Raw genomic sequence first — 21,899 nt, 5'->3', positions numbered from 1 at the left:
TTATACTTTACGGGGAGGGCGGCGGGGCCGCCCTCCCCGTAAAGTATAAGGGCCTGCTCACGCTCGGCGTCATGATGGCGACGATCATGCAGATTCTCGACACGACGATCGCCAACGTCGCCATCCCGCACATGCAGGCGTCGCTCGGCGCCACCCGCGACACGATCAACTGGGTGCTGACGAGCTATATCGTCGCCTCGGCCATCGCGATCCCGATCACCGGCTGGCTCTCGGACCGGATCGGCTCGCGCAACCTGTTCCTGATCGCCACCGTCGGCTTCGTCATCGCCTCCGCCATGTGCGGCGCGGCGCAGACGCTGGAGGAGATGGTCGCCTTCCGCATCCTCCAGGGCATCACCGCGGCGTTCCTCAACCCCTTGAGCCAGACGGTGATGCTCGACATCAACGCGCCCAAGGACCAGCCCAAGGCGATGTCGATCTGGGGCATGGGCATCATGGTCGGCCCGATCATGGGCCCGCTGATCGGCGGCTATCTGACCGATAATTTCGACTGGCGCTGGGTGTTCTACGTGAACCTGCCCGTCGGCGTGGTGTGCTTCGCCATCCTGTGGTGGCTGCTGCCCTCGCGCCCGATCCGCAAGCGTTCCTTCGACATCTTCGGCTTCACGCTGCTCTCGCTGGGCATCGCCTCGCTCCAGCTGATGCTCGATCGCGGGCAGGACCAGGACTGGTTCTCCTCGACCGAGATCTGGGTCGAGATGCTCGTCGCGGTGATCGCGCTGTGGATGTTCGCCGTCCACCTCTTCACCGCGAAGAACCCGATGTTCGAGCGCGAGCTGTGGAAGCATCGCAACCTGGTGACCGGCATCTTCTTCATGCTGGTGATCGGCCTGGTGATGATGGCGACGATGGCGCTGCTGCCGCCGATGCTGCAGAATCTCTACGGCTATTCGGTGTTCCAGACCGGCATGCTGCTGATGCCGCGCGGCTTCGGCGTGGTGATCACCATGTTCGTCGGCGCGCAGCTCATCCAGCGCGGCTGGCTCGATCCCCGCTGGTCGGTGGGCATCGGCCTCGCCATCGCCGCCGTCTCGCTATGGGAGATGTCGGGCTGGACGCTCGAGATGGGCAGCACGCCCTTCATCGTCTCGGGCTTCGTCCAGGGCCTGGGCCTGGGCCTGGTGTTCATGCCGCTGAACGGCCTCGCCTTTGCCGGACTGCCCCCGCATTTCCGCACCGAGGGATCGAGCCTGCTCAACCTGACCCGCAACATCGGCGCGTCGGTGGGCATCTCGGCGGTGAGCGCGATCCTCGCCCAGAACATCCAGCGCAGCCACCAGTATCTGGGCGAGCACGTCACCGCGACGACGATGAACGGCCTGGGTTCGCTGGTGCAGGGCATGGGCCAGCAGGGCGCGATGATCACCGGGCTGGTCGACGCCGAAGTGAACCGGCAGGCGGCGATGATCGCCTATCTCAACGATTTCTGGCTGATGGCGATCGTCACCGCGGTCAGCGTGCCGCTGGTGGTGCTGCTCCAGAAGCCGGGCGGGAAAGTGGAGAACGATCCGGCCGCGGCGGGGCACTAGGCTCCGTCCGCACCATCGGCTGCCACTGCACATAGGCAAGGCTGCGCCAGGCCCATTCGAGCGGGCCGCTGACGAAATGGCGCATCCACAGATTGGCGAAGGCGACCAGCAAGACGATCCCGGTCGTGGAAATCGCCGCCATCTGCGCCCAGCCGAACCTGCCCCACAGATCGAAGCCCCAGGGCGCGAACAGGATGTACATGCCCACGATCTGCTGGAGGAAATAGAGCGAGAAGGCCATGCGGCCAGGCGCCTTGAACACGCCCAGCACGGTGCTCCCCAACCGGCTCTTCACCAGCAGGTTGACCAGCGCGAGATGGCCGAGCCCGATCGCGATGCGCGCGAACTCGCCGGTGACCCACAGGCTTCGCGGGCCGGGCGCGAAGCTCAGCGTCTCGGCCAGCCCGATCGCGCGGGCGGTGAGCCCGAAGCCATAGCCGGCGACCAGCAGCCACAGATAGAAGCGCGCGCTCCTGAGCCCCTGGATCACGCCCCATTTCCACAGCGCGACGCCGATCAGCATCGTGCAGAACGCCTCGAACACGTCCCAGAGCAGCCATTCGTCGGCGAGATAGCTCCAATAATGCCAGGCATTCTTCGCATAGGGCAGCCAGCCGCCCTGATGCGCCTGGCGCTCGCGGGCGACCGCGGCGGGGTCGGGCGCGTGCACGGCCAGCCGGCGCCACTCGGCGCGCGCGGCGGCATCGGCGGCCGCCGGTGCCTCCCCCGCCCGCGCCCTGGCTTCGGCCGCCTCGACCCGCTGGGACAGCTCCGTGCGCGCGACATATTCCCGCGCGCCATATTCGGGGATGCCGAGCCCGGTGAGCACGGCCCAGCCCAGCCCCAGCGCGACCAATGTCTTCGGCCCCAAAGTGCGGAACGGGAACAGGAACAGCGCCGCGAGCGCATAGATGTGCAGGATGTCGCCGGGCCAGAGCAGCACGAACACGTCGAACAGGCCGAAGGCAAGCAGCCACAGGTTGCGCCGGTAATAGAGATCGGCGACCGCCACCGGCCCATCGGGCGTCATCGCCTTGCGGGCCAGCACCATCATGCCGGCGCCGAACAGGAATTCGAGCAGGCAGCGCTGCGTGCCCGCGAAGAACAGGTTCACCGCCACCCAGGCATCGCGGTCCGCCGGCGTCCAGCCGATCAGCCGGACATCGGCCGAGAAGGTCCAGACGCTCGCCGCCATATAGGGCACGTTGATGTAGAAGATGCCGAGGATCGCCAGCCCGCGCAGCATGTCGAGCACGTCGATGCGCGCCTTGCCGCGCACGGGCGCCAATCCGGCATTGCTCGTTTCGACCACCGCGCGACCCACCCGTGAGAAGCCGCCCTTCTAGCGCGGATCGGTCAATTCCCGGTAAAGACGGTGTTCGCCCTACGGTTTGCGCTTCGCCGCAACGTCTCGCTCAAGGCACCGATCCCGGCTATGATCGGGCGACGGGAAGAGGGGAATGCAGATGCGGATCAAGATGCTCGCCATGGTTTCCGCCGCGCTCGCGCTGGGCGCCGCCGCCCCGCCGCGCCCCGCCCCCATCGAGCAGCTCGACGTCGCGCTGCACGAGCTCACGCCCGGCGGCGCGCAGTTCACTCTGGCCACCATCCCGGCCGAGGAGCGCGGCGTCTTCGCCCGTGCCCGGGTCGATCGCATCGAAGTGGATCCGGACGCGCTGGCGCTGGTCGATGACCGGCAGAGCGCCCGGGCACTTGCCGCGCTGCTGCTCAGCTATTATGCGATGCCGGATCCGGACCGAGTATCGCACGGGCCGTCCCGGATCGGCAGCATGGCCGCCGCGGCGGGCATGATCCTGCTGGGCACCCAGGTGATCGATCCGATGGACGACAAGTCCTACAGCCGCGAGGATCGCCAGCGCAAGATCGGCGGGCTCGGCTGGTTCCCCCCGGCCCGCATCGAGACCGGCGACGGCCCCATTCGCGCCTCGCGCCTGGTGGCGATGCTGAACCAGGCCGGCGGCTGCTCCGGCCCGCTCGCCGACCTGCTGGCCGATGCCGAGAAGCTGGGCAATCGCGAGGCGGCCAGCCTGGCCCGCCGCGTCCGCAAGGATCTGGGCCGCTCGATCTACCCGCCAGACTATAGCTGCGACAGCTGAGGCCGCACCGCGCCCCCTGGTTTGGAACCTAGTCCGGGAACAGCAGCGCCACGAATGCCTCCATCGGGGCGCTTTCGGGCCATTGCGGCACGTCGTCGGCGATGACGATCCAGGGCTGCTTGCGCTTGGCCCAGATATGCGCGCGCGGGACCAGCGCGTCGCTGCGATCGAGCGTGCCCGCGCGGAGCATCGCCACCTCCGGCCAGGCACTGTTGCGGTTGTAGATGCGCGTGTGGCACGTGCCGCAGACGAACTGGTGCGATAGCGATCCGCCGGTGTTGGTGAAGCTGTATTCCACCATCGGCCCCGTGACCGCCAGCGCCTCCGCGCGCACCGGCGCCTGCTGGGTGAAGGCGCTGCCCGCCCAGCTCTGGCATTTCAGGCAATGACAGCAATAGACGATCGGCAGATCGTCCATCGCCAGCGTGTAGCGGACGGCGCCGCAACGGCAGCCGCCCGCGATCACGTCAGGCCGCCTTTTTGAGGTGGCGGCGGCCGAGCAGTTCGGCGATCTGGACCGCGTTCAGCGCCGCGCCCTTGCGCAGATTATCCGAGACACACCAGAGCGACAGGCCGTTCTCGACCGTCGAATCCTCGCGCACCCGGCTGATGAACGTCGCATATTCGCCGACGCACTCGATCGGCGTGACGTACCCGCCGTCCTCATGCTTGTCGACGAGCATCACGCCCGGCGCCTCGCGCAGGATGTTCTTCGCCTGCTGGGCCGAGATCTCGTCCTCGAACTCGATGTTGATCGCTTCCGAATGGCCCACGAACACCGGCACGCGCACGCAAGTGGCGGTGACCTTGATCTTCGGATCGAGGATCTTCTTGGTCTCGACCACCATCTTCCACTCTTCCTTGGTCGAGCCGTCTTCCAGGAAGCTGTCGATGTGCGGGATCACGTTGAACGCGATCTGCTTGGTGAACTTCTTCGGCTCGGCCTGGTCGCCGACGAAGATGTTGCGGCTCTGCTCGAACAGCTCGTCCATGCCCGCCTTGCCCGCGCCGGAGACCGACTGATAGGTCGCGACCACGACGCGCTTGATCTTCGCGGCATCGTGGAGCGGCTTGAGCGCCACCACCATCTGCGCGGTCGAGCAATTGGGGTTGGCGATGATGTTGCGGGCCTTGTAGCCGTCGATCGCCTCCGGGTTCACCTCGGGCACGATCAGCGGCACGTCCGGATCCATGCGATAGAGCGACGCATTGTCGATCACCGTGCAACCGGCGGCGGCGAACTTCGGCGCATAGAGCTTCGAGCCTTCCGAGCCGATCGCGAACAGCGCGATGTCCCAGCCCGTCGGATCGAAATGCTCGATGTTCTGGACTTTGTAGGTTTTGCCGGTCTCGCCGAAGTCGATAATATCGCCGGTCGAGCGCGACGACGCCAGCACGGCAAGATCGTCGATCGGGAATTCCCGCTCGGCCAGGATGTTCAACATTTCGCGCCCGACATTGCCGGTGGCGCCTGCGACGACGACACGGTAGCCCATCACATACTCCAGGGTGGAAACTGGGGCCGCGCTACGCCTATCGGTGCGGGTGCGCAAGCAAGCGCTGCTTGTTTCACGCCATGGCTCCGCTTTGGGCGATTTCGTCGGAGACATGTTTCACGCAATTTTGTTACGCATCGACAAAAGAGCGGAGGGGAATGATGCGTCGCATATTGACGATCCTGCTGATGGGGCTGAGCCTGGGCAGCTGCGCGGTGAAGGGGGCGCTCAAGCTCGATTGCGCCAATTTCGCCGCGTTCATCCATCCGATCGAGCTGACGCCGCTGGAGCGCCAGATCCGCGCGCTCGACCTGGAAACGCTGCCGCCCGCCCAGCGCGAGCTCGCCGACCGGCTCGCCGCCGCGGAGATCGCACGGCTGCGGGACGATCCCGCCTTCCTGGCCGCGCCCTCCGCCCCCGAACGGCCGATCCTGCTGCTCTCGGGCGGCGGCCAATGGGGAGCGTTCGGCGTGGGCCTGATGAACCAGCTGGCCGAGAACCGCCAATTCCCCGATTTCGCCGTGGTGACCGGAGTGAGCACCGGCGCGCTCCAGTCGCTGTTCGTCGGCGCGGGGCTCGACCGGCAGGACGGCGAGGGCGCGGCGATCCGCCAGGCGCTGGCCGCGGCCTATTCTCCGGCCAGGGAGAGCGACATCGTCGATCGCGAGGGGCTGCAGGCAATGGCCGCGATCAACGGCGCGCTGGCCAATCTCAAGCCGCTCAAGCGCCGCTTCGAGCAGCGCATCTGCCCGGCGATCTACGACCCGAAGTCCCCCGCGGGACAGGCCGGCACCTGCATCGTCAAGACGCTCCGCGATTCCCGGAGCCGCAAGGTGCTGCTCGGGCTGATCGAAGCCAATTCGGGCGAGTTCGGCTATATCGACGTCCAGGAACTGCTCGCCCCCTATGGCGACGGCCCGGCGGATCTCGCGCGGGCCACGCAGTGCCTGGCGGGCGCGGCGCTTGCCTCGGCCGCGGTGCCGGTCTTCTACCAGCAGGTCCGGGTCGGCGGGAAAACCTATTATGACGGCGGCGTGCGCCAGTCGGTGTTCCTCGCCTCGGTCGCCGATGCCCAGCGGCTGGCGGGCGCGCTGGTGCGCAAGGAGCGCGCGCAGCTGCTCGGCCGCCGGCCCGAGGCCGCGCCGCCGGTGCCGGGCGAGATCTACGTCATCCGCAACGGCCCCACCTGGCTGCCGCCCGACCAGCCGGTGATGCCGGGCTATCCCGCCGATATCGACACCCATGCCGATGCGCTGCGCGCCGTCCAGCGAAGCGAGGCGATCATGGTCAACCAGCTCGAGATCGGCTCGATCGCGGCACTGCGGCTCAGCCGGCCGGGCGGCGCGATCTGGTTCGTCAGCGCGGACGGCTATCGCAACTATACGCCGACCTATGACGCCGGCATCCGGTGCGGGCCGCTCAAGGAAGCGGCGCGCGGGGCGATGTTCGTCCCTGCCTTCATGCGCTGCATGATGGACTATGGCCGCAACCGCGCCACCGGAGGCGAGCCCTGGGTGGACCTGTGCCATTACGACGGCACCGAGACACGCGCGATATGCGGCCGGCCCGACGGGACGATGCCCGGCGCCGTGGGGCGGCGCTAACTTATCTTTTCCATCCGGGGACTATGCGCGGAATATTCGAGGAGGAGGAAACGAGCATGACCAACGAAAGCGAAGGCCGGCTGGAGATGGTTTCGGGCCGGGGCGCGATCCGCGTGCGAATCCAGGGCGTGAAGATCAACGAAGCGGTGCGGCTGCTGGAGGATACCGCCCGGTTCGTGCGCGGCCAGGAGCCCCATCTCGTCGGGGCTGATGAGGATGAGCTGGAAATGATGTTCAAGCGCACCGATCTCGGCGATTTCGTCATCGTCAGCATCGGCAGGTGACGCGGAACGGCGGCCGGCGACGAACTCGCCCGGCCGCCGTCGATAGGATGCCCTAGTTCTTCGCCCCGGTCTTCCGCTCCAGGAAGTCGAGGATGGTGTTCCACAGGTGCACGCTGATGCCCGGGCCGCCGACCTTGTGGGTGTGGCCGGGGTAGAACATCATCTCGAACGGCACCTCGGCGCGCTGCAGCGTCGCCGCCAGCGCGGTGCTGTTCTCGAACACGACATTATCGTCCGACATGCCGTGGATCAGCAGCATCGGATCGGCGATCTTCGCGGCCTCGCCGATATTGTCCGAGGCCTTATAGGCTTCCGGCACCTTGTTCGGATCGCCCATGTAGCGCTCGGTATAATGGGTGTCGTACAATTCCCACTTGGTCACCGGCGCGCCGGCCACGCCCGCGGCGAACACGCCCGGCGCCTTTTCCAGCAGCTTGAGCGTCATATAGCCGCCATAGGACCAGCCATAGGTGACGACCTTGTTCGCATCCACATAGGGTAGGGTCTTGAGATAAGTGGCGCCGGCCACCTGGTCCTCGACCTCGACCGAGCCCATCGCGTGCCAGATCTGGCTCTCGAAATCGACGCCGCGATTGGCCGAGCCGCGATTGTCGAGCTGGAACCAGATATAGCCGCGCGAGACCAGATATTGCTGGAGCGCGCCACCCCAGGCCTTGCTCACCTGCTGCGCGTGCGGGCCGCCATAATGCTGGAAGAATACCGGATATTTCTTCCCCGGCTCCAGCTTCGGCGTGATCATCTCCCAGTGCAGCACCGAGCCGTCCGCCGCCTTGATCGTGCCGAAGCTGCGCTCGCGATGCGCCGCGAGATAGGCATTGTAGGGATGGTCCGCGGCAGTGACCGCATTCTCGTTCACCCAGGCGATGCGCTTGCCCGACGCGTCCGCCAGATAGGTCTGGGCGGGCTGGTTCGGGTTCGAGCGCTTGACGATCGCATGCGTGCCCGAATCGTCCATCACCGCTTCGTTCCACCATCCGGCTTCGGTGAGGCGAGTCACCGCCCCGCCCTTCCGATAGTCGACCGAATAGAGGTGCCGCTCGAGCACGCCGTCCTTGTTGCCGAGGAAGAAGACGCGCCCCTTGGCCTCGTCCACGCCGACGATGTCGGGAGTCACTTCCCAGTCGCCCCGGGTAATCTGGGCGAACTTGCCCTTGGCGAAGCGATAGAGATGGCCATGGCCGTCACGCTCGGACCACCAGAGCAGGCTGCCGTCACCGAGCGGGGTAAGTGCCTTGGAGAGGTTCACCCAGCTCCTGGCACGGGCCTTCTCGCTGAACAGCAAGGTCGACTTGCCGGTGGCCGGATCGACCTGCAGCAGGTCGAGCACGGTCTGCTCGCGATTCTGGCGCTGGACGTAGAGCGTCTTCCCGTCCTGCGACCAGTCGACCCGGGCGAGATAGATATCGGCATCGGTGCCGAGATCCACGCTCACCTTGTGGCCGCCGCTCGGGTCCATCACATAGAGCGCGACCTTCACATTGGGCGTGCCGGCCTTGGGGTAGCGCTGCTGGAAGATCTGGGTGCCCTCGGCCCCGATCGCGGCGCGAGTGACGATGCCCACCGGCGCCTCGTCGAAACGCTCGACCGCGACATATTTGTCGTCCGGCGACCACCAATAGCCTTTGAACCGCGCCATTTCCTCCTGCGCGACGAACTCGGCCTCGCCCCAATGGACGGTGCCCTGGCCATCGTCGGTGATGGCACGCGGTTCGCCGCCGGCCTGGCCCATCACGACCAGGTTCTGGTCCTGCACCCAGGACACATAGCCGCCGGCCGGGCTGACCTCCGCATTGAGCTTGGGGCCAGGCCGGGCGGGCAGCCTGGCGATGCCGCCGTCGAGCCCGGCGCGATAGATCTCGCCTTCCAGCGGCACGAGCACCGACTTGCCGTCAGGCGCCCAGTCATAGGCGACGATGCCCTTGCTGCCGCCGATGCGCGCGCGCTCACGCTGCATCTTCTCGGCCTCGGAAAGCGCGGCCCCGGTGCCGACCTTCTTCGAATCGACGAGCATCCGCCATTCGCCGGTGCGCGTGTCCATCGCCCAAAGGTCGAACCGTTCCTTCTCGTCGGCGCGGTTGCGCAGGAGCGTCAGGAACTTGCCGTCGGGCGAGAGCTTGGCCAGGCGCGGCTGCGGCCCGTTCAGATCGGGGCTGGCGAACACCCGCTCGAGCGTGAGCCCCTTTGTCTGCGCCAAGGCGTCATTCGCCATCAGCGGCGCTCCCAGCATCGCAAGCCCGACCAGCCATTTCCGCATAGACCCCATTCTCCTTGAGGCAGCGTTATTGCGGGGGAACGCAGCGCGGTAAAGCCTGGGGGCGCGGCGAACTTCACGAATCTTGCGTTCGTCGGCAACAAAACCACAAGGCGATGTTTCATTTCGTTCGCGGGTCGCGCCGAGATCGGAGGCGTCCGGTTGATCGGGCCGCGGGGCATTGATTACGATGCCGAAATGCAGATCGGACTGACCTTCGCCATGCTCCTGGCCTTTGCCGCGCCGGCCTTGACGGCTTCCCATGCCGCGCCCGCCGCACCCGCGGAATCCGGCCCGTCCGCGACCGTGGCGCCGGAAATTGTCCGCTCCGACCTCAAGCTACTCTACGAAACGCTTCAGGAGGCGCATTTCGATCTCTATGTCCATCGCTCCAGGGCCGAATATGACAAGCTCTACCAGACGCTCCGGGACTCCATCCGGAGGCCGATGAGCTCGGTTGCAGTCGCGACGATGTTCCAGAAGTTCGTCGCCTATGGCAGGATCGGCCATGCGCGCGTCGATGCCCCGGTGGTCGAGTTCGTCACCTATCTCCGGGCGGGCGGGACGCTGCTGCCCTTGTTCATCCGCGTCGATGGCAACCGGGTCCTGCTGACGGAGCCGGCGGAGGACAGCGGCAAGCTGCGCGCTGGCACCGAGATCATCGCCATAGACGGCAAGCCCGTCCACCAGGTCCTGGATCGTCTGGGCAGCTACGTCTCGGCGGAACGGCCATATATGGCCCATGCGCAGATGGAAGAGAGCTTTCCCGCGCTGTTGTGGCTCGATCGAGGACAGGTCGCGTCGATCGAAGTGACGGCGATCGTCGCCGGGCAGCCCTTGCCCCTTGCCGTTCCCGCGGTGACGCTTGCCCAGCGCCGCGCCCTGGCCGCGAAATATCCGACCGGAAGCTTCGCCACCGAATTCTCGATCCGAGAATACAAGCCGCTCGGAGATGGAGTCGCCTATCTCCGGCCGGGCCCGTTCTTCAACACCGAGGAGCCGGCGGCCGGCTCCGCGCCTTCCTACCAGGCCGCGTCGTTCATGGCCTTTATCGACGACAGCTTCCGCAAGATCCTGGCGAGCGGGGCCACGGACCTGATCCTCGACCTGCGCAACAACCCCGGCGGAGACAACAGCTTCAGCGACCCGATGATCGCGTGGTTCGCCACCCGGCCCTTCCGGTTCACCTCGTCCTTCACCCTGAAGGCCAGCGCCGCCACCAAGGCGGACTATGCCCGCCAGCGCGCGGCCGGAGCGCCGATCGATCCGTCCTTCGCCGGCCAGATGGATGCCGAGGCGCGCGCGCCAAACGGCACCCGCTACAAATATGATCTTCCCCTCGTCCAGCCGCACGGCGAACCCCGCTTCCACGGACGGGTATGGGCGTTGATCAACCGGCACAGCTATTCGAATGCGACCTCCGTCGCCGCGCTCATTCAGGACTATGGCTTCGGCAAGGTCATCGGAGAGGAAACCGCGGACGTGGCGTCCAACTTTGCCTCCGTCCAGTCCTTCACCCTGCCGGGCACGCAGATCGTGGTGACGTATCCCAAGAGCCATTTCCTCCGGCCGAACGGCAAGGACGATGTCTCCGGCGTGATCCCCGACATCGCGATCGCGCGGCCGCCGATCGGCGCTGCGGAAGACCTGGTCCTGCAGCAGGTGCTTGCGCGCGTTCGGCAGCGCTAGGATCGGTCGCCCGCCGGGCGACCTCCCCGCGCGGCGACGCATTCGGGGCCGGGAGCGCCGTCACCGCTCCCGGCCCTCGCGACTTACAGTCCGTCGACGCTCTTGCTGACCAGCACGTTCACCGCGACGCGGCGGTTCTGCGCCTTGCCTTCCGGCGTATCGTTGCTCGCCGCCGGATCGGCCTTGGCCATGCCCGTCGGAGTCAGCATGCGGTACGGCTTCCACCCGCAGACCTGCTGGAGATAGTTGATGACGCGGCCGGCGCGCTTCTCGCTGAGCTCCTGGTTGAAGTCGTCGCTTCCGGTCGAATCGGTGTAGCCGACCACCAGCAACAGGGCATTCTCCGTTTGCCCCGCCGAGTTCGCGGCGGAGCAGAGCTCGGCCTTGTCCTGCGCGGAGATATCCGTCTTGCCGACATCGAAGTGCACGTTCGTCGTGCTCTTGACGTTATACTTGTCGATGTCCGCCATGCGGCCGCGCAGCGCCTCCGTGGCCGCGGCCTGTTCCTCGAAGCGCTGGGACGTTCCGCTCTGGATCATCGTCGCGGTCCTGAGGTCGTTCTTCCGAAGACTGATCTGGCTCGCCACCAGCACACCGTCCGCTTGCATCGTCTTGACGGTGACCGGCAGTCCGTTGAGCAGCGCGTTCGGGGCAAGCTTGCTGCCACCGAACAGGCCGCCTCCCGCCTTGACCCGCGTCATGTCGGTGATGGCGATGGTCGTGCTGGCGCCATCGGCGGTGGTAACCTTCATCCTGTCGCCGGAACGCGCGGTGATGACGCCCTTGATCTCGGGCCCTTCGGTCATCGCGGCCGGGGCTGGACCGTTTACGACGATATTGGGATCGGGCACGTTCTGCTGCTGCTGCGCATATGCGCTGCCCGATGCCGATATGGCCAGCATGGCGACCAGGAAGCGAACCCCCTGCTTTTTGGAAATGACATGCATTGAGCAACCTCCTTCAAATTGCCCCCACCGGTGCGCCTTGCGTGTTCGCGCAAAGCTGTCCGCCAGATGAACGGGCCCGGAGGCACCTCGGGCCGAGCGGCTGGTTCGAGCGCTGCGTGCGACGAGCCGATGCTGCAGCCCTGCCCTAATCCAGTCCCAGCGCCACCTTGCGCGACACCAGGATGAAACGCGGGCCGGCGCCATTCGCTCCGGCGCGGTCGTCCGGATTGTACAGCGCGCATTTCCCGAGGCTCAGGCAGCCGCAGCCGATACAGCCGTCCAGATCGTCGAGCGTGCGCTGGAGCTGGGCCATCTGCACTTCGATCCGCTGGCGGATGGCGCCGCTGATCCTTGCCCAATCCTCGCCGGTGGGGGTGCGCCCCTCGGGCAGCTTGCGCAGCTCCTCCGCGATCTGCGGCAAGGTAAGGCCCAGCTGCTGGGCGATCAGCGCAAAGGAGATGCGGCGGATGTCCGAGCGCAGGAACCTGCGCTGATTGCCGCGCGTGCGGATCGGATGGACGATCCCCTTCCCTTCATAGAAGCGCACGGCCGACACCGCGATGCCAGTACGCGCCGCCAGTTCGCCGATCGTCAGGAGCTCGTTCCCGCGCACTTCGATTTTCCCGCTTGACCTCAACTTAGGTTGAGGTTGTAGCTGCTCGCGGCATGGCATCCAACCGGAAAGGAAATCCATGTCCCAGCCTTATATCGAGCATGTGAACGTGACCGTGCGCAGCCCCGAGCGCGCGGCGAAGCTGCTCGGCGACCTGTTCGACTGGCATATTCGCTGGGAAGGTCCGGCGCGCGACGGCGGCCGCACCATCCATGTCGGCGACGACCGCACCTATCTCGCGGTCTACACGCCGCCCGAGACGCCCGACCAGGCGACCTTCGAGAAGGGCCGGCCGCTCAACCATGTCGGCATCCTGGTCGACGATCTCGACGAGATCGAGCGCCGGGTGGTGAAGGCGGGGCTGATCCCGTTCAACCATGCCGATTACGATCCCGGCCGCCGCTTCTATTTCCTCGACCATGACGGCACCGAGTTCGAGATCGTCAGCTACGCCTAAACATCTGACTAACCATCAATTTTCTGCAACCCACGGGCGGTGCGCCGGGTTCTTCGCCGCAAGGATCTGCGAGGAGAGCCCAGCGTGACCACCAATCATGACGTGTCCAAGCTCGACGACCTGATCGTCACCACCATCGACAGCGTGCGCGGCTATGAGCATTCGGCCAGGCACGCCGATGCCGGCCGCTTCGCCCGCTTCTTCACGGACATGGCCGGGGAGCGCCGCCGCGTGATCGACGCGCTTTCGGCCAAGAGCCGCGAGTTGGGCGGCACGCCGGCCGAATATGGCTCGACCGCGGCGACGATCCATCGCCGGGTGGAGGATCTGCGCCGGGTGCTCGGCGGCGGCGACGAAGCGATCCTGAGCGAGATCGAGCGCGGCGAAGACTATCTGAAGGAAGAGTTCGATCGGGTGCTGGCGGACGAGCGCATGTCGCCTGGCGCGATGGGCGTCGTCCGGGAGTGCTACGCCTCGGTGCTCCGGGGCCATGACACGACCAGGAAGCTGCGGGACCTGTTCCAGGCAGCGGACTGAACCCGGGACGAACGCGGCGGTCCCCTTCGCGCGGACGCCTTGTTTCGGCGACGGTCGAAGCCCCGGAACGGCGCCTTATGCCCGCTTTCCCGCCATTCCAACCAAAGCGGGGCGCGGACTTCCATGGAAAAGGGCGCGGCAGCCATCGCCACCGCGCCCTTCCCGTATCTTTTCGAAGCCGGAGCTTACTCGGCGGCGGCCGCCTCGGTACGGACGTCGCGGCGCTCGGCGATACGCGCCGACTTGCCGGTGCGGCCACGCAGATAATAGAGCTTCGCGCGACGCACGACACCGCGGCGAACCACCTCGATGCTGTCGATGTTCGGCGAATAGAGCGGGAAGACGCGCTCGACACCCTCGCCGAACGAAATCTTGCGGACGGTGAACGAGGAACCCATGCCCTTGTTCGAGCGGGCGATGCACACGCCCTCATAATTCTGCACGCGGGTGCGCTCGCCTTCGACGACCTTCACGCCGACCTTGAGGGTGTCGCCCGGGCGGAACTCCGGAATCTTCTTCGCCGCGTTGAACTTGGCGATCTGCTCGGCTTCGAGCGTCTGGATCAGGTTCATTTCACATCGTCCTGTTTACGTCGCCGCGCGCCAGAGGGAGATTGGACCCGAGCGCCCTCATGGCGCTCCCAAAGGTCCGGCCTCCGTAGCCGTGTGTCATTCTCCGCCTGAGCGCGTCGCCAGGCCTCGATCTTCGCATGATCCCCCGATCGCAGCACTTCGGGGATCGTGCGCCCTTCCCATTCGACAGGTCGGGTATATTGCGGATATTCGAGCAGCCCCGTCTCGAAGCTCTCGTCCATGCCGCTGGAAGGCGCGCCCATTACTCCGGGAATGAGGCGAATGCAAGCGTCGAGAAGCGTGAGCGCCGCCATCTCGCCGCCGGAGAGGATATAGTCGCCGATCGATACCTGCTCGATCGCCCGCGCCTCGAACAGGCGCTCGTCGATCCCCTCGAACCGGCCGCACAGGATCACCGCACCGGGCCCCTCCGCCAGCGCGCGGACGCGGTCCTGGGTCAGCGGCCTGCCGCGAGGCGTCATCGCCAGGATCGGCCGGCCGGGGGCAACGCCGTCGAGCGCGGCGGCCAGCACGTCGACGCGCATCACCATCCCCGCCCCGCCGCCCGCCGGCGTGTCGTCCACCGAGCGATGCCTGTCGGTCGCGAAGTCGCGGATCTGGATGGCCTCCATGCTCCACAGCCCCTCGCGCAGCCCCCTGCCCGCCAGCGAGATACCGAGCGGGCCGGGAAACATCTCCGGGTAAAGCGTGAGGATGGTGGCGGCGAAAGGCATGGGAGCCTTTCCCCTCCGGGAACGCGATTGGCAAGGGGTGGATTGCGTCATCATCGACGCCGCCCCCGGCCCGCAGCGATCCGGCGCCAATGGATCACCGGTGCCCCGGAACCCATTCGTGGCCGCATGCTTGCGAAGCACCCGGCCCCAGGGATAGTCTGCCGCCATTCTCATGCGAGAATAGGGGGAATGTCATGAAATCGACGATCGCGCGCGGGGCAGCCTGCGCGCTCATGCTATGGTGCGTGCCGGCAATGGCGCAGCAGGGGAACGACACGCCGGAGACCAAGGGCGGCGGCGCCGCCGCCCCGGCGGACGACACGCTGGCCACCATATCCCTGCCCGATGCCGACGAGGAGATAGACGTCGCCGCGATCCAGGTGCCGTCGCTCGATGGAAAGGCCGAGCCGGGTGAGGCGGACGACTACGATAAATATTATTATTTCCACCGGGACGAGACCGGCTTCAAGGAAGCGCTCGCCGATCTGCGCGATTGCGACGGGCTCGCGCGCGGGCTTTCCAGACCCTATTCCAACTACACGCCAGTGCCCTATCCCTATCAGGGGACAATGGCCGGCGCCATCGGCGGCGCGATCGGCAATATGCTGGCGGTGGCGATCTTCGGCTCCGCCCAGGTCCGCGCGCTGCGCCGCGTCAACATGCGCCGCTGCATGTCGTTCAAAGGCTATCAGCGTTACGGCCTGGCCAAGGACATCTGGAAGGAATTCAACTTCGAGGAAAGTTTCACCACCATCGAGGAAGGAAAGCGCCAGGCGTTCCTGAAACAGCAGGCCAAGATCGCCTCGATGATCGCCCCCAAGGGGGAGGCTCTCGGCCGATGAGCAAGCCCCTCCTCCTCGCCGCCGCGCTGGCCGCGGCGGCCCTCGCCCCCGCCGCCGCGCTGGCCCAGGCCGCCGCGCCGCCCCAGGGGCTCGGCCATGTGAAGGACAAGCCCGAGATCGCGCTCGATCCCGCGACTGCCTATATCGCCGTGCGCAACGCGGACGCGGCATCCTTCTCGTTCATCCGCATCGCCGACGAAGCGAACCTGGCCGACTACAAGGCCCGCCGCGCGGCCGCGCTGGTAAAGGCCCATGCCAAATGGGAGCGCAGGCACGCCACCTGGATCAAGAATCGCGACGCCTATCTCAAGGATGCACGCAACGGGCGGCCCGCGATCCGCCCGCCGGGCCCCGAACCGGTGGAACCCAACGACGCGAACCTCGCCTTCACGCCGATCGACGTGGAGAACCTGATCTCGTTCGGCCCGGCCAACCGCTTCTCCAAGAGCGCGGCTTCCATCTATATCCAGGGCGTCCGGCCGGGCCGCTATGCCTTTTACGGACCGATCATGACCGCCGGCAACGGCAGCCATGCCGGCATCTGCATGTGCATGGGCACGTTCGAATTCGAAGCGAAGCCGGGCCAGATCACCGATATCGGCACGATGATCCTCATGTTCGATGTGGAACGCGGCAGGGCCAGGACGGCGGGCACGCCCCCGCCCCGCACGACGATCGACCTGCCGGAAACGGTGACCAGCGTCAGCTGGCGGCTCCCGGTAGCGGGCGACAGGATCGATCCGCGCCTGGCCAGCTACACGATCGTCCCGGCCGAGCTGCACGCCGGCCGCCGCGTGCCCAACTATCTGGGTCTGGAGATCGATCGGGTGATGCCGATCGACGGGGTGCTCGCCTATCGGCGCGACAAGGTGATCGACGTCAGATCGGGCGCCACCCTGCCCTGACGCGAAGAGGCCGGGCGATCCCCCCGGATCGCCCGGCCTCCTTCCCGCGCGCTCAGCTCCCGCAACCGCCGCAGCCACCGCCGCCGCAGCCACTACCGCCGCTGCCGCAACCGCTGCCGCCGCTACCGCTACCGCTATCGCTCCCCGAGCTCGCCGCGCGCATCTGGTGAAATCCGCCCCAGTCCGAACCGACCAGCACCACCGTGCCGAACAAGGCCACCGCAAGATCGGCCTCGCCGCCGGCAGGGGCCCGGCGGAGCCTTTCGCTCCGCGTGCGCGCCTCGGCAAGCGCTTCCTGCCCCGCGCACGTCCGCCGATCGAGCGCGGCGAAGCGGATGAGCGCGAGGATCCCGGTGACCACCAGCAGGGCGGTGAGGTAGCCGACCGGCTTTCCCCGCGCCTCGCCGATCAGCAGCTTGGCATAGCCGAAGCCGAGCAGCAGGAAGTAGGGCAGCGTCTGGAAGAAACGCATCTGCAGCGCGTTCCACCCGTCCATCAGCAGCCCGGCATCGACCAGCCGTTCGCGGATGCCATCGCCGTGCTTGCCCACCGCGCCGGCGACCCGATCCCAGCTCGCTCCGTCAGGCAGCGCGAGCACGCTGCGCTCGACCGGAGTGCCGCCGCCGAACTGGCCGGGCGTGAACTTGTTCTTGCCCGCCATCGCCAGCTGGCGAGTCGAGAGCAGCCGGGCGGCAACCGTCTCGGCGAGGCGCGTGCCGCCACCGGCCAGCCAGGCGAGATCGTCGGTATCGATGCGGCGCGGGGTGCGGCCTTCGGGCCGAAGCCAGCGCGGGATGGTGAAGCCGGCGATGATGGTGAGGATCAGCAGCCCGCCATAGAGGATGAGAAACGGCCCGCCGGTGAGATCGAAGGGTCCGAGCGACATAAGTCCTAGCTCCTCAGGAAATACCCCAGGACCAGAGCGGAGAGCACCGCGAACAGGATCGCCAGCGCGGTCCGGAATGGCCTCCGGGGCACGATGAATGCGTCGCGCGGATGCACGCGGCGCGCCTTGTGGTCCTCGAGCAGTCGCCGCCCCGCGTCGGGCCACAGATCCGCGGGCGGCGTGCCGAAGACCTGCTCGTAGCTGCGCAGCGTCTCGGCATATTGGGTGAAATAGCGATGCCCCTCCACGCGTCCGCCGGCGGTGGGGCCGTGATGGAGCGCACGGCCGAGCACTTCGGGACAGAAGCGCTCCCAATAGTCGCGGCTATAGGTGAGGTGCAGGTGCCAGGCCTGATCGACCTGGTCCGACGGCGTGACCGGATGTTCGGTGGTGACCGCGAGGAAGCAGAAGCGCTTATATTCCTCGATAACGCGCTCGGCCTCGGCACCGGTCCAGCCATTTTCGCGCGCCAGCCGCGCCGCGAAGCTCAACTCCGCATCCTCGGGACCGATGGTATAGTGGGAAAGCGCCGTCCAGACCGGGTGTCCGGTAGGGGTTCGAGACAGACCGGAGGCCCCGCTCATCTAAATTCCCACTAGCATAGTAGGTTTAAAATGTCAAGCGCCCCGATCGCGTTGCCTGCTCATGGCTTCGCGGCGGGTTTCGGCCGGAAGCGCAAGGCCTGGATGGTAGCCGGTCGAGTAGGCGCCAGCAGCACCGTGCCGTCGAGCAGCCCCTTGTCGCAGTGCCAGCGAAAGGCGACGGAGAGCGCGCCGTTCGGAAACAGCGGCTCGGTCTTGCCCGCGCACGCGCCCAGCTGCGCCCGCAGGCCCGCGAGATCGCTGCGCCATCCTTCGGCCGAACGGTCCATCAGGAAGTTCATCGCCAGGGCAGAGCCCGCGACGGAGACGTCGCCCGCCGCATAGATGGCGCGCGCGGTCTCCTGGGCCGCAACCTGTTCCGGGGTCGCCGGCGGCTCGGCGAACTGGAGCACCCCCGCCTTGTCGAGCGCGAACATCGCGTCCCAGGCCGTGCCCGCGGCGCCGGTGTAGGTGCGGTTGGTGAAGACGAAGATACCCACGCCCGCCTCGGGCAGCAGCAGCATGTGCGAGCCATAGCCGGGATAGCCGCCGCCATGATGCAGCATCAGCCCGAGCTGGCAATCCTGCGAGACGCGCAAGCCCTTGCCATAGGCGGCGGCCTGCATGCAATCGTCCTTGGCGGCGGTGCCCATGCGCGGAGTCACGCGCATGAAGTTCAGCCCCTGCGCCAGCTCGCGCACCGTGGCGCGCTTGACCGGCCCGGCATCCGGCCCGTCGCGAGGCGGCCATGCCGAGAGCAGGAAGGCGATCCACTTGCCATAGTCATTGGCGCTCACCTGCAGCCCGCCCATCGGACCGAAGGCGCCGTTGCGCATGGTCGGCTCCTCGCGCCATGCGCCATCCTCGAAGCGATAGCCGATCGCACGGCGCTCGATCGGCCATTCGGACACTTCGAAGCCGCTCGAGCCCATGCCCAGCGGCTTGAGGATCGTGCGCTCGACATAGGTGCGATAGGGCATGCCGGACGCATTGGCGACGATCCGGCCCAGCAGCGCATAGCCGAAGTTCGAATATTCGTGCGCGGTCTCCGGCACGCGGCTGAACGGAACGCCGGCGCGGAGCAGCTTCGCGAACTCGGCCTCCGGCATCGGCGTCTGCCGGTCTCCCCAGGGATCGTCGGTGACGAAGCCGGCGACATGGGAGAGCAGGTCCCGGATCCGGATATGCGGGCTGTCCGCGGTCGGATATTTCCAGCCGCGCATCTCGGGGACGTATTTCTCGGCGAAGTCGTCGAGCGAGAGCTTGCCGGCATCGCGGAGCGACAGGATCGACAGCGCCGTGAAGGCCTTGGTCATCGAGGCGATGCGGAACAGCGTGTCGGCCGTGACCGGGCGCTTCGCCGGCAGGTCCTGCACGCCGAAGCCGCGAACATGGACGAGCTTCCCCTCGGCGACGATGCCGTAGACAAGGCCCGGCGTGGGCGTGTCGTGCTGGAAAGCCTCGAACTGGCGGTCGATCGCCTCGAACCGGGGCTTGAGCCCCGCTTCCGTCGTCTGCGCGGCGGCGGGCATGGCGAGGCAGCATAGCGCTGCGGCAAGCGTGGTACGGACCCAGTTCATTGCGTGCATCCCCCGATGTTCGCGGGGAGGATAACCGGCCCCTAGCGGGCGCGCCAGCCGAACCATTCCTCGAGCATGAACCAGGCCAGCAGCCCGACGATTGCCGCACTCGCTCCAGTGCCGATGCAGAGGACCAAGAAGATCAGCGCCCATTCGGGCGGCCATTCGGCACGCGAGTCGAAATAGCCGCACCCGGTGGCGACCCCCACGACTAGTGCCGGCAATATGACAGTCGTCAGCAAGCGGCCGGCGTGCCCCAGCCGGAAGAGGAAGGCCCCCGCGGCCCACAGGCCCGAGGCGAGCGCAGCATAGCCGAGACACCAGATGATCCACGTCATGATCGCAGGATGCCGCCTGGGCCCGTGCGCGGCCAATCAAGTTCGCGTGAGAATTCGGTGCAGAAGCGCGGAAATTCAGTCCATCCGCCCGGTGGCGAGTGCGATCGCCCAGTCCGGGCGCCCTTCCGCTTCCGCCTTTCGCGCGGCGGCGTGATGGTCATAGGCGACCGCGTGGAGCCCGATATCCTCCCCATGGATCACCGCGTAGCGGGCGAGCGGGTCGCCATTCTCCACGCGATAGGGCCGGGGATGATCGTCGTCATAGGCCTGGAGCCCGACGCTGCCCGGATTGAGCACCCGGCGCCCGCCGGGAAGCGCCAGCAGGCGCGGCACATGGGTGTGGCCGCACAGGACGCGCGCCTCCCCGCGCCCCGCCAGTCGCCCGGCGAGCTCGGCTTCGCTCGCGGCGCGCAGGCGCGCTCCCTCCAGCGTCTCGGTGAGCGGCGCGACGTCGCTGCGCGGCGTGCCATGGCACAGGAACGTGCCATCCATCGCCAGGGTCGGCGGCAGGCCCGCCAGCCAGGCCAGCGCCTCCGCGCCCAGCGCGGCCCTGGTGAAGCGGTCGGAGGCGTTCATCCGCCCGGGAGGATCGGTGAGCACCTGCCGCTCGTGATTGCCCGCGATGGTCGGCCAGTCGCGCGCCATCAGCCATTCGGCGGTCTCGGCCGGCCAGAGCGGGCCCGAGAGAATGTCGCCCAGGTTGAGGAAGCGCGTACAGCCCCGCGCCCGGGCATCGGCGACGACTGCGATCAGGGCCGGCAGATTGCCGTGGATGTCGGAAAGGACCGCGGTCCGCGTCATTCGACGAAGGCGGCGCTCACCACCAGCCGCTCGGCATCCCATTCGGGCACGGCGGCGGGGATCATCGGCACCATGAAGCGCTTCGCCTTGCCGCTCTCGTCGGCCGGCCGCTCGATCTCGAGCACGTCGCCCGCGCCGAAATTGTCGATCGCCACGACCTTGCCCAGCGCCGCGCCCTCGTCGGAGACGGCGGGGAGTCCCAGCAGGTCGACATGATAATATTCGCCCTCGCCGAGCGGGGGCAGCGCCGAGCGCGGGACGCTGAGCTCGGTCCCGCGCAGGGCCTCCGCCGCATTGCGGTCGGCCACTTCGGCGAAGCGCGCGATCGTGCCGTTCGGCCCGCCGCGCACCGATTTGAGCGTCAGCGCACCGCCGTTGAACCGGCGGTGCGTCGACAGGTCCTCGGCGAAGACCTTCAGGCGGACCTCGCCCGTCACGCCGTGCGCGCCGATGATGACGGCGAGCGTAACGGGCTGATCACCGGACAAAGCTTACGCCTCGGCCGGCGGGGTCTCTTCGGCGGTCGCCTCGGCGACCTGCTCGGCTTCCGCCGTCGGCTCTTCGGTCGCCGCTTCGACTTCGGCCGCCATCACGGCTTCGGCTTCCTCGTTCGAGCCCTCGGCCGGGACTTCCTCGGCGGCCGGAGCCGGCGCGGCGGCAGCGGCGGCGGCCTCGGCCTTCGCCTCGGCGGCGGCTTCCTCGGCGGCCTTCAGCTTCTCGGCACGCTCCTCGGCGCGCTCGACGGCCTTCTCGCCCGGCTTGCCCTTGTTCGGGTTGTTCTTGGCGGTGCGCTCCTTGAGGCCGGCGGCGTCGAGGAAGCGGGCGACGCGATCGGTCGGCTGCGCGCCGACGCCCAGCCAGTAGGTGGCGCGCTCATTGTCGAGCACGACGCGCTTGGCATCGTCCTTGGCGAGCAGCGGGTTGTAGGTGCCGATCTTCTCGATGAACTTGCCGTCGCGGGGCGAGCGGGCATCGGCAACGACGATGCGGTAATACGGGCGCTTCTTCGAGCCGCCGCGCGACAGACGCAGGGAAATAGCCATTACAATCTTCCTTCTTCGTATTCGTCAGCCCGGCGATCACCGGGTCTGGTC

24 protein-coding genes are annotated in these 21,899 nt (G+C 67.3%); 9 read left to right on the top strand and 15 right to left on the bottom strand.

Annotation, left to right across the window (positions count from 1 at the left end; genetic code table 11):
• The first annotated feature begins 71 nt into the window (after positions 1-71).
• The gene (locus OMP43_RS05090) at positions 72-1,550 is read left to right on the top strand and encodes a DHA2 family efflux MFS transporter permease subunit (RefSeq protein WP_280278650.1); all 1,479 of its coding nucleotides are present in this window, start codon (positions 72-74) and stop codon (positions 1,548-1,550) included.
• Here OMP43_RS05090 and OMP43_RS05085 read toward each other — a convergent pair.
• Positions 1,474-2,862: a DUF418 domain-containing protein gene (locus OMP43_RS05085; protein WP_280278635.1), complete on the bottom strand. Its 1,389-nt coding sequence runs from the start codon at positions 2,860-2,862 to the stop codon at positions 1,474-1,476. The two genes, OMP43_RS05090 and OMP43_RS05085, sit on opposite strands and share 77 nt — an antisense overlap.
• A 148-nt stretch (positions 2,863-3,010) precedes the next feature.
• On the opposite strand from OMP43_RS05085, the gene OMP43_RS05080 reads away from it, so the two are divergent.
• Positions 3,011-3,667: a hypothetical protein gene (locus tag OMP43_RS05080; RefSeq protein ID WP_280278634.1), complete on the top strand. Its 657-nt coding sequence runs from the start codon at positions 3,011-3,013 to the stop codon at positions 3,665-3,667.
• A 28-nt stretch (positions 3,668-3,695) separates the two neighbouring features.
• Here OMP43_RS05080 and OMP43_RS05075 read toward each other — a convergent pair whose 3' ends face one another.
• The gene (locus OMP43_RS05075) at positions 3,696-4,133 is read right to left on the bottom strand and encodes a GFA family protein (RefSeq protein ID WP_280278633.1); all 438 of its coding nucleotides are present in this window, start codon (positions 4,131-4,133) and stop codon (positions 3,696-3,698) included.
• 1 nt (position 4,134) lies between these two features.
• Positions 4,135-5,163, bottom strand: coding sequence for an aspartate-semialdehyde dehydrogenase (locus tag OMP43_RS05070; protein ID WP_280278632.1), 1,029 nt, complete (start codon positions 5,161-5,163; stop codon positions 4,135-4,137).
• Positions 5,164-5,324: 161 nt separating this feature from the next.
• On the opposite strand from OMP43_RS05070, the gene OMP43_RS05065 reads away from it, so the two are divergent.
• Together OMP43_RS05065 and OMP43_RS05060 are read left to right on the top strand one after the other, a co-directional pair.
• Entirely contained in the window at positions 5,325-6,767 is a 1,443-nt protein-coding gene (locus OMP43_RS05065) for a patatin-like phospholipase family protein (RefSeq protein WP_280278631.1), read from the top strand.
• A gap of 56 nt (positions 6,768-6,823) precedes the next feature.
• The gene (locus OMP43_RS05060) at positions 6,824-7,051 is read left to right on the top strand and encodes a hypothetical protein (RefSeq protein WP_280278630.1); all 228 of its coding nucleotides are present in this window, start codon (positions 6,824-6,826) and stop codon (positions 7,049-7,051) included.
• Between the two features lie 52 nt (positions 7,052-7,103).
• Here OMP43_RS05060 and OMP43_RS05055 read toward each other — a convergent pair whose 3' ends face one another.
• The gene (locus tag OMP43_RS05055; RefSeq protein ID WP_280278629.1) at positions 7,104-9,326 is read right to left on the bottom strand and encodes a S9 family peptidase; all 2,223 of its coding nucleotides are present in this window, start codon (positions 9,324-9,326) and stop codon (positions 7,104-7,106) included.
• Positions 9,327-9,521: 195 nt separating this feature from the next.
• Between OMP43_RS05055 and OMP43_RS05050 the strand changes: the two genes are divergently transcribed.
• The gene (locus OMP43_RS05050) at positions 9,522-11,012 is read left to right on the top strand and encodes a S41 family peptidase (protein WP_280278628.1); all 1,491 of its coding nucleotides are present in this window, start codon (positions 9,522-9,524) and stop codon (positions 11,010-11,012) included.
• A gap of 83 nt (positions 11,013-11,095) precedes the next feature.
• On the opposite strand, the gene OMP43_RS05045 is transcribed toward OMP43_RS05050, so the two are convergent.
• Entirely contained in the window at positions 11,096-11,959 is an 864-nt protein-coding gene (locus OMP43_RS05045; RefSeq protein WP_280278627.1) for an OmpA family protein, read from the bottom strand.
• Positions 11,960-12,104: 145 nt separating this feature from the next.
• The gene (gene soxR, locus OMP43_RS05040) at positions 12,105-12,572 is read right to left on the bottom strand and encodes a redox-sensitive transcriptional activator SoxR (protein WP_280278626.1); all 468 of its coding nucleotides are present in this window, start codon (positions 12,570-12,572) and stop codon (positions 12,105-12,107) included.
• A gap of 79 nt (positions 12,573-12,651) precedes the next feature.
• On the opposite strand from soxR, the gene OMP43_RS05035 reads away from it, so the two are divergent.
• Positions 12,652-13,029, top strand: coding sequence for a VOC family protein (locus OMP43_RS05035; RefSeq protein ID WP_280278625.1), 378 nt, complete (start codon positions 12,652-12,654; stop codon positions 13,027-13,029).
• Positions 13,030-13,113: 84 nt separating this feature from the next.
• Entirely contained in the window at positions 13,114-13,566 is a 453-nt protein-coding gene (locus OMP43_RS05030) for a PA2169 family four-helix-bundle protein (protein WP_280278624.1), read from the top strand.
• 185 nt (positions 13,567-13,751) lie between these two features.
• Here the strand turns inward: OMP43_RS05030 and rplS are convergent, their stop codons facing one another.
• Both rplS and trmD read right to left on the bottom strand, forming a co-directional pair.
• Complete coding sequence (rplS, locus tag OMP43_RS05025) at positions 13,752-14,138, bottom strand: 50S ribosomal protein L19 (protein WP_280278623.1); 387 nt, start codon at positions 14,136-14,138, stop codon at positions 13,752-13,754.
• Positions 14,135-14,872, bottom strand: a complete 738-nt coding sequence (trmD, locus tag OMP43_RS05020) for a tRNA (guanosine(37)-N1)-methyltransferase TrmD (RefSeq protein ID WP_280278622.1) — start codon at positions 14,870-14,872, stop codon at positions 14,135-14,137. Before trmD ends, rplS begins: the two co-directional genes overlap by 4 nt.
• Before the next feature lie 194 nt (positions 14,873-15,066).
• Here trmD and OMP43_RS05015 point away from each other — a divergent pair, with 194 nt between their 5' ends.
• Positions 15,067-15,714 carry a hypothetical protein gene (locus tag OMP43_RS05015; protein WP_280278621.1) on the top strand — a complete coding sequence of 216 codons (648 nt, stop codon included), beginning with the start codon at positions 15,067-15,069 and terminating at the stop codon, positions 15,712-15,714.
• A complete protein-coding gene (locus tag OMP43_RS05010; RefSeq protein ID WP_280278620.1) occupies positions 15,711-16,619 on the top strand; it encodes a hypothetical protein in 909 nt (302 codons plus the stop codon). The genes OMP43_RS05015 and OMP43_RS05010 overlap by 4 nt, the downstream gene beginning before the upstream one ends.
• 52 nt (positions 16,620-16,671) lie before the next feature.
• Here OMP43_RS05010 and OMP43_RS05005 read toward each other — a convergent pair whose 3' ends face one another.
• From OMP43_RS05005 to rpsP, 7 genes are all read right to left on the bottom strand, one after another.
• On the bottom strand, positions 16,672-17,505 hold the full coding sequence (locus OMP43_RS05005; RefSeq protein WP_280278619.1) for a TIGR04222 domain-containing membrane protein: 834 nt from the start codon (positions 17,503-17,505) through the stop codon (positions 16,672-16,674).
• 5 nt (positions 17,506-17,510) lie between these two features.
• Positions 17,511-18,089 carry a hypothetical protein gene (locus OMP43_RS05000; RefSeq protein WP_280278618.1) on the bottom strand — a complete coding sequence of 193 codons (579 nt, stop codon included), beginning with the start codon at positions 18,087-18,089 and terminating at the stop codon, positions 17,511-17,513.
• Between the two features lie 59 nt (positions 18,090-18,148).
• Complete coding sequence (locus OMP43_RS04995) at positions 18,149-19,666, bottom strand: serine hydrolase domain-containing protein (protein WP_280278617.1); 1,518 nt, start codon at positions 19,664-19,666, stop codon at positions 18,149-18,151.
• 41 nt (positions 19,667-19,707) lie between these two features.
• Positions 19,708-20,004: a hypothetical protein gene (locus tag OMP43_RS04990; RefSeq protein WP_280278616.1), complete on the bottom strand. Its 297-nt coding sequence runs from the start codon at positions 20,002-20,004 to the stop codon at positions 19,708-19,710.
• Positions 20,005-20,079: 75 nt separating this feature from the next.
• The gene (locus tag OMP43_RS04985) at positions 20,080-20,805 is read right to left on the bottom strand and encodes a metallophosphoesterase family protein (RefSeq protein WP_280278615.1); all 726 of its coding nucleotides are present in this window, start codon (positions 20,803-20,805) and stop codon (positions 20,080-20,082) included.
• Complete coding sequence (gene rimM, locus OMP43_RS04980; protein ID WP_280278614.1) at positions 20,802-21,293, bottom strand: ribosome maturation factor RimM; 492 nt, start codon at positions 21,291-21,293, stop codon at positions 20,802-20,804. Before rimM ends, OMP43_RS04985 begins: the two co-directional genes overlap by 4 nt.
• A gap of 3 nt (positions 21,294-21,296) precedes the next feature.
• Positions 21,297-21,848: a 30S ribosomal protein S16 gene (rpsP, locus tag OMP43_RS04975; RefSeq protein WP_280278613.1), complete on the bottom strand. Its 552-nt coding sequence runs from the start codon at positions 21,846-21,848 to the stop codon at positions 21,297-21,299.
• Positions 21,849-21,899 lie beyond the last annotated feature (51 nt).

Source organism: Sphingomonas sp. CBMAI 2297 (assembly GCF_029870595.1).
GTDB lineage: Bacteria > Pseudomonadota > Alphaproteobacteria > Sphingomonadales > Sphingomonadaceae > Sphingomonas.
This window is presented reverse-complemented; position numbering and strand designations above follow the sequence as displayed.